Origin of the sequence: Undibacterium sp. TC4M20W, assembly GCF_049340245.1 — a bacterium.
In the GTDB taxonomy this organism is placed as follows: Bacteria; Pseudomonadota; Gammaproteobacteria; order Burkholderiales; family Burkholderiaceae_D; genus Undibacterium.
The window spans coordinates 12,452-25,470 of record NZ_JBMPPI010000005.1 but is presented as its reverse complement, the minus strand read 5'-3'; the positions used below and the strand labels follow the sequence as shown (position 1 = coordinate 25,470).

At 51.7% G+C, this 13,019-nt stretch carries 12 protein-coding genes; 7 read left to right on the top strand and 5 right to left on the bottom strand.

The genetic code is table 11. The features are described from left to right. Positions 1-205 precede the first annotated feature (205 nt). Positions 206-1,828, bottom strand: a complete 1,623-nt coding sequence (locus tag ACO0LL_RS08170; protein WP_422950642.1) for an electron transfer flavoprotein-ubiquinone oxidoreductase — start codon at positions 1,826-1,828, stop codon at positions 206-208. 631 nt (positions 1,829-2,459) lie between these two features. Between ACO0LL_RS08170 and ACO0LL_RS08165 the strand changes: the two genes are divergently transcribed. Together ACO0LL_RS08165 and ACO0LL_RS08160 are read left to right on the top strand one after the other, a co-directional pair. Next, on the top strand, positions 2,460-3,236 hold the full coding sequence (locus ACO0LL_RS08165; RefSeq protein ID WP_422950641.1) for an SDR family oxidoreductase: 777 nt from the start codon (positions 2,460-2,462) through the stop codon (positions 3,234-3,236). After that, positions 3,233-3,694, top strand: a complete 462-nt coding sequence (locus ACO0LL_RS08160) for an acyl-CoA thioesterase (RefSeq protein ID WP_422950378.1) — start codon at positions 3,233-3,235, stop codon at positions 3,692-3,694. The genes ACO0LL_RS08165 and ACO0LL_RS08160 overlap by 4 nt, the downstream gene beginning before the upstream one ends. A gap of 80 nt (positions 3,695-3,774) precedes the next feature. On the opposite strand, the gene ACO0LL_RS08155 is transcribed toward ACO0LL_RS08160, so the two are convergent. Beyond that, positions 3,775-4,335, bottom strand: a complete 561-nt coding sequence (locus ACO0LL_RS08155; RefSeq protein WP_422950640.1) for a LuxR C-terminal-related transcriptional regulator — start codon at positions 4,333-4,335, stop codon at positions 3,775-3,777. 181 nt (positions 4,336-4,516) lie between these two features. Between ACO0LL_RS08155 and ACO0LL_RS08150 the strand changes: the two genes are divergently transcribed. Beyond that, complete coding sequence (locus ACO0LL_RS08150; RefSeq protein WP_422950377.1) at positions 4,517-5,218, top strand: CoA transferase subunit A; 702 nt, start codon at positions 4,517-4,519, stop codon at positions 5,216-5,218. Between the two features lie 18 nt (positions 5,219-5,236). Beyond that, the gene (locus ACO0LL_RS08145) at positions 5,237-5,878 is read left to right on the top strand and encodes a CoA transferase subunit B (protein ID WP_422950376.1); all 642 of its coding nucleotides are present in this window, start codon (positions 5,237-5,239) and stop codon (positions 5,876-5,878) included. 89 nt (positions 5,879-5,967) lie between these two features. Here the strand turns inward: ACO0LL_RS08145 and ACO0LL_RS08140 are convergent, their stop codons facing one another. Then, the gene (locus ACO0LL_RS08140; RefSeq protein ID WP_422950375.1) at positions 5,968-6,492 is read right to left on the bottom strand and encodes a DUF3617 domain-containing protein; all 525 of its coding nucleotides are present in this window, start codon (positions 6,490-6,492) and stop codon (positions 5,968-5,970) included. Positions 6,493-6,849: 357 nt separating this feature from the next. Here ACO0LL_RS08140 and ACO0LL_RS08135 point away from each other — a divergent pair, with 357 nt between their 5' ends. Genes ACO0LL_RS08135 through ACO0LL_RS08125 form a run of 3 tightly spaced genes read left to right on the top strand, consistent with a single transcriptional unit; the run spans position 6,850 to position 10,334 of the window. After that, complete coding sequence (locus ACO0LL_RS08135) at positions 6,850-7,719, top strand: alpha/beta fold hydrolase (RefSeq protein ID WP_422950374.1); 870 nt, start codon at positions 6,850-6,852, stop codon at positions 7,717-7,719. Positions 7,720-7,740: 21 nt separating this feature from the next. Further along, a complete protein-coding gene (locus tag ACO0LL_RS08130; protein ID WP_162041795.1) occupies positions 7,741-8,091 on the top strand; it encodes a RidA family protein in 351 nt (116 codons plus the stop codon). Positions 8,092-8,096: 5 nt separating this feature from the next. Beyond that, entirely contained in the window at positions 8,097-10,334 is a 2,238-nt protein-coding gene (locus tag ACO0LL_RS08125) for a RelA/SpoT family protein (protein WP_422950373.1), read from the top strand. 99 nt (positions 10,335-10,433) lie between these two features. On the opposite strand, the gene ACO0LL_RS08120 is transcribed toward ACO0LL_RS08125, so the two are convergent. Together ACO0LL_RS08120 and ACO0LL_RS08115 are read right to left on the bottom strand one after the other, a co-directional pair. Continuing rightward, positions 10,434-12,242: a hybrid sensor histidine kinase/response regulator gene (locus ACO0LL_RS08120; protein WP_422950372.1), complete on the bottom strand. Its 1,809-nt coding sequence runs from the start codon at positions 12,240-12,242 to the stop codon at positions 10,434-10,436. An 11-nt stretch (positions 12,243-12,253) separates the two neighbouring features. Beyond that, on the bottom strand, positions 12,254-12,877 hold the full coding sequence (locus ACO0LL_RS08115) for a response regulator (RefSeq protein ID WP_422950371.1): 624 nt from the start codon (positions 12,875-12,877) through the stop codon (positions 12,254-12,256). Positions 12,878-13,019: the final 142 nt, after the last annotated feature.

Here is a 13,019-nt window from a genome sequence, read left to right as displayed (position 1 = left end):
CGGAATTGCAAAAAGTTTTAAAAACGAAAAGCCGCTGATCAGCGGCTTTTCGCAGTAGAACTTCATTTCAAACAGCATTGTCAAGAAGGTCTGAGTAAGCGTAGCGAGCAACGCAAGTTTGAGTTAAGAAGCGCAGTCGTACGAACGTACGGCGAGCATCGCAGGCTCAAAATTGCGCTGCGCAGTAGCTTAATCAGGCCTTCGACTACATGTTTGGATAATTTGGTCCACCGCCACCTTCAGGCGTCACCCAGACGATATTCTGCGTCGGGTCCTTGATATCGCAAGTTTTGCAATGCACGCAGTTTTGCGCATTGATTTGCAGGCGGTCTGCACCTTCTTCAGTTTTTACGAACTCATACACCCCAGCCGGGCAATAACGCGCTTCCGGGCCTGCGAACTTGGCCAGGTTGACTGCTACCGGTACATCAGCATTTTTCAAGGTCAGATGTATAGGCTGATCTTCTGCATGATTGGTATTCGAAATGAACACTGACGACAGGCGGTCAAAAGTCAGCTTGCCATCCGGTTTCGGATAAACGATGGGCGTGAATTCAGAAGCAGGGCGCAAGCATTCATGATCAGCCTTGCTGTGATGCAGTGTCCATGGTGCCTTGCCGCGCAAGACGACCTGATCCAGCCACACCAGTGGTGAACCATAAGTACCGCGCTTGAGTAAGGGTTTGACATTGCGCGCAGTATATAACTCTTCATGCAACCAGGATTGCTCGAATGCTGTTGAATACGCACTCAGTTCATCATGCTGGCGGTTGGCTGATACTGCTTCAAATGCGGCAGTGGCAGCCAGCATGCCAGTCTTGATTGCAGCGTGGCTACCCTTGATGCGGCTCATGTTGAGGAAGCCGGCATCACAGCCTATCAATGCACCACCTGGGAACACCAACTTGGGCAGGGATTGCAAGCCACCGGCAGTAATCGCACGCGCACCATAAGAAACACGCTTGCCACCTTCAAAGAAAGTGCGGATAGACGGGTGGGTCTTGAAACGCTGGAATTCTTCGTAAGGGGACAGGTAAGGGTTTTCATAGGCCAGGCCAACCACATAACCAACTGCCACCAAATTGTCTTCCAGATGGTACAGGAAAGAACCACTGTACTGGTCCATCAATGGCCAGCCTGTCGTGTGCACCACGAGGCCAGGCTTATGCTGCTTGGGATCAATTTCCCACAATTCCTTGATGCCTATGCCATAGGATTGCGGGTCTTTGCCCTTGTTCAAATCGTACTTGGCAATGACTTGCTTGCCCAGATGGCCGCGTGCCCCTTCGGCAAACAGGGTGTATTTCGCATGCAGTTCCATGCCGAGCTGGAAAGAAGAAGTTGGCTGACCGTGGCGATCTACACCCATATTCCCAGTCGCAACACCTTTGACGGAACCATCTTCGTTATACAAGACTTCTGCCGCAGCAAAGCCTGGGAATACCTCTACGCCCAGCGCTTCGGCCTGCTGGCCCAGCCAGCGCGTCACATTGGCCAATGAAACGATGTAGTTGCCATGATTCTCGAAACAGGCTGGCAGCATCCAGTTAGGTGTGCGGTAAGCCTTGGTTTCAGTCAGAACCAGAACGCGGTCTTCAGTCACTTCAGTATTCAGGGGCGCGCCCATTTCCTTCCAGTTAGGAAAGAGTTCAGTCAGGGCCTTCGGGTCCATGACGGCGCCAGATAGGATGTGGGCACCAGGCTCACCACCTTTTTCGAGTACGCAGACTGAGACTTCCGTGCCTTTTTCCGCGGCCAGTTGTTTGATCTTGATGGCTGCTGACAGGCCAGCGGGTCCGCCGCCGACGACGACGACGTCGTATTCCATCGCGTCGCGGGGGCCGTACTGTTCAAGTATGCTTTGTGTCATGGCTATTTTCACTTTCTGAAGATTTTCGAACGAGCGTGCTTATTTGCTGTCAGCATGTTATCTGCTGTGAATGTATTGCGCAAGCGAGGGTGTGCTCGAATTTTTATTGTTGTGGAAGTACAAAATACTCAGAATTATCGCAGAGCCAACTTTGGTGTGCATCAAGATCATGTGAAATGGCAGGAAAATTTCTGTAAATATCCTCAACTAATTCAAATCCATACAACACAAGCATAATCAGTATGTCATCATAGCGGGTAGATAGAGTAGAACTCATTTCATAAATAGGATGAGATGCGTTTGCCTCATAACGTGGGCTGGCAAAGGGTAAAACTATGGACGAGACAGTCAATAGCTTTGCCTATTGACAACGAGTCGAATTGTCAACACCTGCAGTCCAGACCACGCAATGAGGCAAACCCTTCGGGAACTGACGATTTGGGCGCATTGCTGCGTTGCGCCCCTCGCTAAGGCAGGAGCCTTAGCAGCGGGTCACGCCTTGCACTGCATCCCAAATCGTCGTGTTCGCACTCACCCTATTTATGAAATGAGTTCTATAAGCTTATTCAAATTATTCGTGGAGAATCAGATGGGCATAGAAGTCAATTTCGAAGGCAAGATTGCATTGATTACTGGTGCTTCCAGTGGCCTTGGTGCGCGTTTTGCAAAAGTCCTGGCACAGGCAGGTGCGCAAGTTGTATTGGCCTCGCGTCGCATAGACAGGCTCAAGGAATTACGTGCCGAGATCGAGTCTGAAGGCGGTGCCGCCCATGTAGTGGCACTGGATGTGACTGACTATGGCAGTATCAAATCAGCGATTGCCCATGCCGAGACTGAGGCTGGCCCTATCGATATCCTGATCAATAATTCGGGTGTATCGACCACACAACGCCTGGTCGATGTGACGCCTGACGATTATGCCTATGTCATGGATACCAATCAGCGCGGTGCGTTTTTCGTGGCGCAAGAAGCGGCCAAGCGCATGATCGCCCGCCACAAGGGTGATCCTAAAAAACAACATCGCATCATCAATATCGCTTCAGTAGCCGGTCTGCGCGTCTTACCGCAAATAGGCATTTACTGCATGAGCAAAGCTGCCGTAGTGCACATGACCAAGGCCATGGCAGTGGAGTGGGGCAAGTACGGTATCAATGTCAATGCAATTTGCCCGGGCTATATTTCAACTGAAATCAATTCAGACTATTTTTCTACCGATGCAGGTCAGAAACTGGTCGATATGCTGCCAAGAAAACGTGTTGGTACACCAGAAGACCTTGATGGCTTGTTGCTTTTGCTGGCGGCGGAAGAATCCCGCTTCCTGAATGGTGCCATCGTTACTGCCGATGACGGTATGAGCGTGCAATGATAGACAACAAGGTCACGGAAAAGAAACTGGTCTATACCGTCACCATTCCTATCCGGTGGGGCGATATGGATGCCATGGGCCATGTCAACAATACCGTGTATTTCCGTTATATGGAACAGGCGCGTATTGAGTGGCTGAGCATGATGGGTTGCCTGCCGGATGACAAGGGCAATGGCCCAGTGATCGTCAATGCCTATTGCACCTTCAAGAAGCCCCTGAAATATCCGGGGCAGGTAGAGGTATGTACCTATATCGGTGCTGCAGGCCGCAGCAGTTTTGAAACCATACAGGAAATGCGTTCAGTCGGTGATGGTTATGCCCTGTATGCCGAAGGCGGGGCCAAAGTAGTGTGGGTATCTGCCGAGACAGGTAAATCCGAGGCCTTGCCTGAAGCCATCAAGCAGAAACTCAGTGAAATCAAAGTCGCAAAACGTCAATCCAGGACTGCGAAGATCTGAATTACTTCAGTTGTATGATGTGAATGAATCATGCAAGAGGCCGGCCCTGCCAGCTTCTGTATTTGAGTTTATTGCAGGGCTCAGCGCATGATGCCCAGCAATTTGTGCACAAGCTCACTGGATGTCGCTGAATTGAATTTGCGCATGAGTTTGGCTCTGTGCATTTCCACGGTTCTGGGGCTGAGGTCTATCTGGCGGGCAATCAGTTTGCTGGTCTTGCCTTCTACCAGCAGCGCCGCAATTTCGCGCTCCCTTGGTGTCAGCTCGGCGGTGACAGAGCGCTTTGCACTGAGATCTTCAAAAGTCCAGATACCGGCAGCATGAGGGTTGTCCTTGTTCAGGCCGCGACCTGAGACGTGGCACCAGAACAGCTCCTGATTGGCGCGTTTCATGATGCGCTCATCAGAATAATAGCCCTTGGCATTCATGATAGGTGTGATCCTGGCCCCGGTACGTTCAAATTCATCCGGACTGGGGTAAAGTACCAGGAATGACTGGCCCAGTAATTCATCTTTTTGATAGCCAAACATTTTAGCCAGATCATCATTGCAAGCCTGGATAATACGGTTTTGCGACACGCACATACCGACAGGTGCATGTTGAAATATGGATTCAAAATCGATGGGCTGTGCGACATTCATTTCTGCGGTCCACTGACAGGTTTCTGGTAAAGGCGTATTTTTACGGTATTGCGCAGTATAACGCAGCATCATATCCTGTAAGACTAATGATTTGCGTGGCTGCTGGTCGTGTGTTGGTAGTATGTTGCATGCAGCCATTTGACAAAAGAAATATCGATTCACAACCTGGAGAGGGGACAATATGGACAAAGTTTATCCTGACGCAGCCAGTGCTCTGGCTGGCATTATCAAGGACGGCCAGACTATCGCCGTAGGCGGTTTTGGTCTGTGTGGCATACCTGAGGCACTGATCGCTGCCTTGCGCGATTCCGGTGTCAAGGAATTGACCGCCATTTCAAATAACGCTGGTGTAGATGGTTTTGGCCTGGGCCAGTTGCTGACGACCCGTCAGATCAAGAAAATGATTTCATCCTATGTCGGTGAAAACAAGGAATTCGAACGCCAATACCTGGCTGGCGAACTGGAACTGGAATTCACGCCTCAAGGGACGCTGGCAGAAAAACTGCGTGCTGGCGGTGCCGGTATCCCAGCCTTTTTCACCAAGACCGGTGTAGGCACGATAGTTGCCGACGGCAAGGAAATCCGTGAATTCGATGGCCAGAAATATGTGATGGAACGTGCTTTGGTATCTGACGTATCCCTGGTCAAGGCCTGGAAAGCCGACAAGGCAGGCAACCTGGTGTATCGCAAGACAGCGCGTAACTTCAATCCCAATGTGGCAATGGCTGGCAAGATCACCGTGGTCGAGGTTGAGGTGCTGGTAGAAATTGGTGAACTGGACCCGGATGAAGTCCACACACCAGGCATTTTCGTGCAACGTATTGTTGTCAATGCCAATCCAGAAAAACGTATAGAACAGCGTACCGTACGCCCATCGAATTAAGATAGCAGGAGACAAGACATGGCATGGAATCGTGATGAAATGGCTGCGCGTGCAGCACAAGAATTGCAAGACGGCTTTTACGTCAATCTGGGCATAGGTTTGCCTACCCTGGTCGCCAACCATGTACCGCAAGGCATGGAAGTCTGGCTGCAGTCAGAAAATGGCTTGCTGGGCATAGGCCCATTCCCGACTGAAGAAGAGGTTGATCCCGACATGATCAATGCTGGTAAGCAAACGGTGACAACCTTGCCCGGTTCATCGATATTCAGCTCGGCTGACTCTTTCGCCATGATACGTGGCGGCAAGATCAATCTGGCTATTCTTGGGGCGATGCAGGTCAGCGAACATGGCGACCTGGCCAACTGGATGATACCTGGCAAAATGGTCAAGGGCATGGGCGGCGCGATGGACCTGGTAGCGGGTGTAGGTCGTGTCGTGGTGTTGATGGAGCATGTTGCCAAGGGCGATGCCCATAAAATCCTGAAGGCTTGCAATCTGCCATTAACGGGCGTGGGCGTGGTCAACCGCATTATCACGGACCTCGGCGTTATTGACGTTACCCCAGCGGGCTTGAAACTGGTTGAGCTGGCCAGCGGCGTCAGCAAGGAAGAAATCATCGCCAAGACAGAGGCCCCACTGGATGTCAGTGCTGTTGCCTGAGTTACTGGATTGATGAGGCATAGTCTTTGATGCAAAAGCCGATGTTGTCAACATCGGCTTTTTTGTTTTCCTTGCGATGCCAGCAAGGTTTATTTTTTTTGTGGCATAGGCGGTGGTTTAACATCGCCGCAGTCACTGCCTATGAACTTGCCGGTTGTTTCCATGTGTTGTGAAATGGGCTTTCCATGAGACACGCCTTTGAAATCATAGATGGAAGTCATGCTATCGGGCGTGTAACTACCTTTGATCGTGCCATTACCCTTCATTTCAGGCATGTCACATACAACCTCTCCTGAATAACTACTGCCGGAATGAGTGAAGTTTTTACTCTGGCATTGTTGGTCGCGGCCACCTGAAGGTGGCTTGTCCTGCTCTACCATTTCCTTGGTGAGGCAAACCTTATGCGTCATCCCGCCATTTTGCATGTCAGGGATTTTGATGCCCATCTGCTTCATCTTCTCCAGTTGTTCTGGCGGAATCTTGGGCATGGCTTTTACGGCATCTGACTTCATGGACATTTCCCACAGGCCGGGTTTCATTCTGTCTGCAGCAAAACAAGTGCCAGTCGTTAAAAGTATGGCTGACACGCCAGCCAGACGTACAAAAACATGCATGGGAGCTCCCCGTTCGATGGTGTAATGGCACTATACATCTGAAAAAATTGGGACGAAAGCAGAAAATAAGATGTCTGTCGCATTCTAGTCGCGTTACATAAATGTTCAGTATCAGCTCAATAGTGAATTGGCTGGCCATGCTGGCACGTTTATTCCAACGAATCCCGCGGATATTGCCTCTATTGGCGGTCTTTTGCTAAGACGTCCGTACAGTTTACTCATAGGCGCGGAGACGCTTTTGTCTAAGTTGTTTTGCCTAAAAAATAAGCATTTATGCAGTTAACAATGATTTTAAGCCCAACGAACGGTAAAATGTCGTCATAAAGAATGTAAAAATACTGTTCACGAGGAAAATCCATGCAGGCCAGACGCAAATCAGTGCAATGTATCTCGCCTACCGGCTTGCACGCCATGTCATACAAAGAGTGGGGCGACCCGCTCAATCCCAAGGTCCTGGTCTGTGTTCACGGTGTGACACGGGTGGCTGAGGACTTTGATTCCCTGGCCGTGGCATTATGCGATGAGTACCGGGTAGTGTGCCCTGACGTGGTAGGGCGTGGCTATTCAGGCCGTTTGCGCAATCCCATGCATTATCAAATTCCGCAATATGTCAGTGATATGGTCAGCTTGCTGGCCAGGTTGGATGCCGAAACCGTGCACTGGTTTGGTACATCCATGGGTGGCCTGATAGGCATGAGTCTTGCGAGCCTGCCTGATAATCCCATCAAAAAGCTGATTCTGAATGATGTGGGGCCCGTGCTTAATCCTGATGCACTTGTCAGAATAGGCGACTACATAGGCCAGGATGTGCGCTTTGACAGTTTTGAGGAAGCGGAGGCCTATATCAAGGCGATCTCGATCTCCTTCGGCCCACATAGCGAGGCTCAGTGGGAAAAACTGGCGAGGGATGTATTGCGTCAAAACGAGCAGGGGCAATGGGTGCGACACTATGATCTGGGTCTCGCGCAGCCTATCAAGGCCAGCACGCCAGAATTGGCAGCAATTGCCCAGACCATGTTGTGGGCAGCGTATGATGCAATAAGCTGCCCGACCTTGCTGGTGCGTGGCGCAAAGTCAGATTTGCTGACGGCTGAATCAGCGCAGGCGATGACGCAGCGTGGCCCGCGCGCCCGATTGGTGGAATTTGCCGGCGTGGGACATGCACCGACGTTTGTGCAGTCCGAGCAGATAGCGGTAGCTGTTGATTTTTTATTGAACCAAGAATAAGTTGAAAAATAGAGTCAAAAAATGAGTATCCAAAGATTTCACGTAGGTCCGCGTTTGTCTGAAACCGCGATTTTTAATAAAGTCGTGTATCTGGCCGGGCAAATCCCTGATGATGCCAGCCAGGATATAGCAGGACAAACAGCGCAAGTACTGGCCCATATCGACCGTTTGCTGGCCGAGGCAGGCAGCGACAAGTCGCGCATACTCAGTTGCCAAATATTTTTATCTGACATCAGCCTCATCGGTGGCATGAACCAGGTGTGGGACGCCTGGGTTGCACAAGGCAATACACCACCGCGTGCCACGGTAGAAGCTAAATTGGCCAATCCTGCCTGGCTCATTGAAGTCGTTGTCACTGCAGCACAGATATAAATCATATGGTATCAATCTCGACCACAGCAACTGAAGCAGCTTTGCTGGAAGGCTTGTCCGAAGCCGACGCAGAGCGCGTCATCGCGGCGCTGGAATACGTCACCCCCTTGTATGCGAACAAGTGCGTCGTCACAGAGCAAAATGCCCTGCAATTTGTGAATGGCGTGGTGGCGACGCTGGCTATGTTGCGTACTGATGTTGATACTCGTATCGCTGCCATCCTGTTTGAATTACCAGAGCTGAACCCGATTGCCGCAGAGCAGATAGAAATCCGCTTCGGCAAGGAGATCGCTGATCTCGTTACCGGCATACGCCGCTTGATGAAGCTGCGTGAAGCCGCTTTGACGCAGCATGATGTAGGCCGTGGCAAAGACGCTGCTGAAAAAGCCGCGAGCCAGATGGAAACCCTGCGCAAGATGGTGCTGGCCATGGCCACCGATATGCGCGTGGTGCTGGTGCGCCTGGCATCCCGAGTAACCACCTTGCGTTATTTTGCTGAATGCAAGCGCGAAGATGGCGCGGCCCAGCAATATGCCAGCGAAACCATGGACTTGTATGCGCCGCTGGCAAACCGCCTCGGCGTATGGCAGCTCAAATGGGAACTGGAAGATCTGTCCTTCCGTTTTCTGGAGCCGCAACAATACAAACGCATTGCCAAGATGCTGGAAGAAAAGCGCCTGGAGCGCGAGAGCTTTGTTGTCAATGCGATAGAAAGACTGAACAAGGAATTGCAGATAGCTGGCGTCAAGGCTGAAGTGTCAGGCCGCCCCAAGCATATCTACAGTATCTGGAAAAAAATGAAGGGCAAGTCCGTCAACTTTGATGAGTTGTATGACGTGCGTGCCTTCCGTGTCATTGTTGATGACATCAAGGACTGCTATACAGTTCTGGGCATGGTTCATAATGCCTGGGTGCCAATACCCAAAGAGTTTGACGACTATATTTCCCGCCCCAAACCGAATGGCTATAAATCATTGCATACGGTCGTGGTAGTTGAGGATGGCAGGCCACTGGAAGTGCAGATACGTACGCGTGAAATGCACCAGTTTGCTGAATATGGTGTGGCGGCTCACTGGCGTTATAAAGAGTCGGGAGGTTCGAATTTTTCAGCGCAAGAATACGATGAAAAAATTGCCTGGCTCAGGCAATTGCTGGCCTGGAAAACTGATGTCACCGATGTCGTCGTCGAGCAAGAAGAGCTGCAGCGCGAATGGGTGGAAAAACTCAAGGCCGCCAGCCTGGACGACAGAATTTATGTACTGACCCCGCAAGCCCGTGTCATAGAGTTGCCCTGCAATTCCACTCCCGTGGATTTTGCCTATCACCTGCATACTGATGTTGGCCATCGCTGCCGTGGCGCGAGGGTTGATAATGTCATGGTGCCGCTGAATACGCCCTTGCAAAATGGCCAGACGGTAGAAATCATTACCTTGAAAGTTGGCTCTTCCCAGGCTGGCCCATCGCGTGACTGGCTCTCGCCAGATTACTCTGCCAGCACCCGCACGCGCACCAAAATCCGTGCCTGGTTCAATGCCATCGATCAGGAAGAAACCCTGTCGAATGGCCGTGCCCTGGTTGAAAAGACTTTACAGCGTGAAGGCAAGACCGCAGTCAATCTTGAAGAACTGGCGCGCAAGCTGGGTTTTGCAGATGTCAATGATCTTTTCCTGTCCGTTGGCAAAGATGAATTCAGCCTCAGGCAAATCGAAACAGTCTTGCGTGAGAATGTGGCGGAAGTTGAGCCGGATGAACTCAGCTTCACCAACAAAAGCCGTGCATCCAGCGTTACGCAAGGTGCTAAATCTGGCGTGCTGGTGGTCGGTACTGAAGGCTTGATGACCCAACTGGCGCGCTGCTGTAAACCAGCGCCACCTGATGATATCGTCGGTTTTGTTACGCGTGGCAAGGGTGTATCCATACACCGCCTGAGTTGCAAGAATTTTGCCGAGATGCGCAACAAGGCACCTGAGCGCGTCATACAGACCACCTGGGGTGATCACGGCAGGGACACGGTTTATCCCGTCGATATCTTCGTGCTGGCGCAAGACCGCCAGGGTTTGTTGCGTGATATTTCTGAAGTGTTTTCCCGTGAAAAAATCAATGTCATCGGCGTCAATACCCAGAGTGCAAAGTCACAGGCTCGCATGTCATTTACTGTAGAAATAGGCGGCACTACGCAGTTGCAAAAGGCGCTGCATGTTTTGCATGAAGTCAGTGGTGTGCTCGAAGTGCGCCGGAATTGAATATCAGCAATTTGAGCTGACTGTCTTTTGAGGGACGTTGCTGTAGCCTCCTGACTCTCAAGGAATGATAAACAAAATTTCTTTGACAGTTTTTTGAAATCAGGCAGACGTATCACTTGCGAGTGCTTGCACCAGTGCGATTTTTAATGCACTGGCAGTGAGTGGTTTGTGCAATAGCAGGGCAGCATGTCCCTGGGCTTCGCGCAGGCGTTCAGGGTGGGTGTCGCCAGTGACGATAATAGCTGGCAAGACCAGTTTTTTATCAGGCATATTAATACTGATCGCCTGACGCACGGCATGGATAATGTCGCCGCCGGTAACGCCGCCGCGCAGACGATAATCTGTGACTAGTACGTCAGGCACATCCTCAGTAGTTCTTGCCAGCGCGTCTTCCATTCCCTCTGCAAGCTTGACCTGGCAACCCCAGCTTTGCAATACCGCATGCAACCCGGCCCGCACGGCTTCATCATCATCCACCACCAGTACATGAACTCCTAACAGAGGTAAGCTGTTTTCACTGGTTTCGGCATAAATCAGTTGCTGTTCATTGACATGACGCTCGATCTTGCGCATGGCTTGCAGCGGCAGCACCAGTGAAAACACTGAACCCTTGCCTGGCCGGGAGGCAACTTCGATTTTGGCCCCCAGGCTGCGGGCCAGGCCTTCAGCTATTGCCAGGCCCATGCCCAGGCCTTTGCGATGGTCTCTTTCTACATTACCTAATTGATGGAATTCACGAAAGATTTCTTCATGCTTGTCAGCCGGTATGCCTATGCCAGTATCCCACACCTGCAGCATGACATATTGCTGCCTGCGCCGCGCGGCGACCAGCACGCCGCCACTTTGGGTATACCGCAAGGCATTGCTGACCAGATTGCGCAAGACCAGTGCAATCAGCTGTGGGTCGCTGTCTATCCAGATATCGCTGGGGCGGGTGCGGTATAGCAGGTTTTTCTTGTAGGCTTGCGGGCCAAATTCTTCACCTAGCTGGTTCAGTATGCTCATCAAGTCCATGCGTCTTTGTTGAGGATTCAGGACGCCAGCTTCTATACGAGAAAAATCAAGCAGGGTTTGCAGCATTTCACTGGCGGCAAGATTGGCTGCAGTGGCGTGCTGTACCATGGCAGCCTGTCTGGTATTGAGGCCAGAACTTCCCAGTGCATCCAGGAACAGGCTCAGCGCATAGACAGGCTGGCGCAAGTCATGGCTGGCTGCTGCCAAAAAGCGGGTATTGGCTCTATTGGCAGAAACGGCCAGCGCAGTTTTTTCTTCCAGTTGTTGCACCAGCAGGGTATTTTGCAGACCCAGGCGTATCGAGGCAATGATGGTTTTATGATGATGGCGTGCAAATATCAGTTGGCTGATCAGTAAAATCAGCATGCCAAAACCTATACCCCAATAATAAGGGCCGCCGCCGCGTAGCCAGTAAGTAGTGATCTGGGTCAGAAAAGGTGGAATCACCCAGATCCAGTACAGAAGTAATGAGGCTGACAGTATCGGTACCGCCGCTGCAGCCAGGCCACCAAAGATGGTCAGCATGAACATGGAAAAAGCAAAATTCTGCGGGTCAAAAAACAGCACCGGTACTGCCACCCACAACAGGCTGAAACCGCAGATGGAAAGAGTGTAAAAACCTTCTCGTACAGCATACTCGGCAGCCGCATATCGGCAGCGCAACTGCATGAATGCCAACGAGTAGGCCGAGCCTGCCGCCAGCCATTGCCAGGCCAGGCTTTGCTGTGCAGGCAGCAGCAGGCTGATGGTCAGGCTCATCAGCATCATCGTGACCCAGTTGCAGCCCATGATCCAGCTAATGCTTGGCGCGACATGTGCATGCAAGGCTTGACGCACGCTGCCCGGCGGTAGCCTTGGGCTGGCGCTGACGACGGTGTTGATGGCGGTGCTCATGCGTTTGTCGCTTACTTTAGCAAGCCAAGATCACGCGCCCGTCTTATGGCTTGCAGGCGGTTGATCACGCCCAGGCCATTGAGCAGGGCGGTAACATGGTTCTTGACGGTTTTTTCTGACAGACCCAGTTGCAGGGCGATGTCACGATTCGTCATGCCTTTATCCAGCATCAGCAGCACGTCTAGCTGTCTTGCTGTCAGCAAGTTCAATGCCGCTGGCATGTTTGTACCTGTAGCGTGGGGCGAGCAAGGAGAGGGCGGTGCTCCGCCTGCCAAAGCCAGTTTGACCGCATTGATCACTTCAGACGAAGCCCTGCTTTTGGGTACAAAAGCCGTTGCACCTAGCTGCGTGATGCGTTGTACGGTCGCAGGGGTTTCGTCAGCTGAGACCACGATCACAGGTGCCCGGCCAGCACGTAGCGAGAGAGCATGGATCAGGCTGATGCCATCGGCGTCGGGCAGGCCACAGTCCAGTAGAACTGCATCCAGCGGCGTGTGGTATTCAGCCTGCTCCAGTGCTTCAGTGGCTGTACCTGCAGTAAATACAGTGGCGCCGCCTGGCAAGGTGGATACCAGCGTGGCCAGACCTTCTCGCACCAGCGCATGGTCATCGACGATCAGGATTTTATATGGCATGACAGGCTTTCAATAGCGGTGATAACACTGCATGGCTTGCAGACAAAAACACATATTTATCTCCAGGGACAGGTCATTGCCATCTTATGCAAAGACTGCCGGATGCTCAATAAACCGGGACTTAGGTCCCGGCCAGTCTGCA

Bases quoted from the DNA above. Each gene is read 5' to 3' on its own strand.
- ACO0LL_RS08145 (WP_422950376.1), top strand. From the start codon at position 5,237: ATGGCATGGAATCGTGATGAAATGGCTGCGCGTGCAGCACAAGAATTG.
- ACO0LL_RS08150 (WP_422950377.1), top strand. From the start codon at position 4,517: ATGGACAAAGTTTATCCTGACGCAGCCAGTGCTCTGGCTGGCATTATC.
- ACO0LL_RS08170 (WP_422950642.1), bottom strand. From the start codon at position 1,828: ATGGAATACGACGTCGTCGTCGTCGGCGGCGGACCCGCTGGCCTGTCA.
- ACO0LL_RS08130 (WP_162041795.1), top strand. From the start codon at position 7,741: ATGAGTATCCAAAGATTTCACGTAGGTCCGCGTTTGTCTGAAACCGCG.
- ACO0LL_RS08160 (WP_422950378.1), top strand. From the start codon at position 3,233: ATGATAGACAACAAGGTCACGGAAAAGAAACTGGTCTATACCGTCACC.
- ACO0LL_RS08140 (WP_422950375.1), bottom strand. From the start codon at position 6,492: ATGCATGTTTTTGTACGTCTGGCTGGCGTGTCAGCCATACTTTTAACG.
- ACO0LL_RS08115 (WP_422950371.1), bottom strand. From the start codon at position 12,877: ATGCCATATAAAATCCTGATCGTCGATGACCATGCGCTGGTGCGAGAA.
- ACO0LL_RS08165 (WP_422950641.1), top strand. From the start codon at position 2,460: ATGGGCATAGAAGTCAATTTCGAAGGCAAGATTGCATTGATTACTGGT.
- ACO0LL_RS08155 (WP_422950640.1), bottom strand. From the start codon at position 4,335: ATGAATGTCGCACAGCCCATCGATTTTGAATCCATATTTCAACATGCA.
- ACO0LL_RS08125 (WP_422950373.1), top strand. From the start codon at position 8,097: ATGGTATCAATCTCGACCACAGCAACTGAAGCAGCTTTGCTGGAAGGC.
- ACO0LL_RS08120 (WP_422950372.1), bottom strand. From the start codon at position 12,242: ATGAGCACCGCCATCAACACCGTCGTCAGCGCCAGCCCAAGGCTACCG.
- ACO0LL_RS08135 (WP_422950374.1), top strand. From the start codon at position 6,850: ATGCAGGCCAGACGCAAATCAGTGCAATGTATCTCGCCTACCGGCTTG.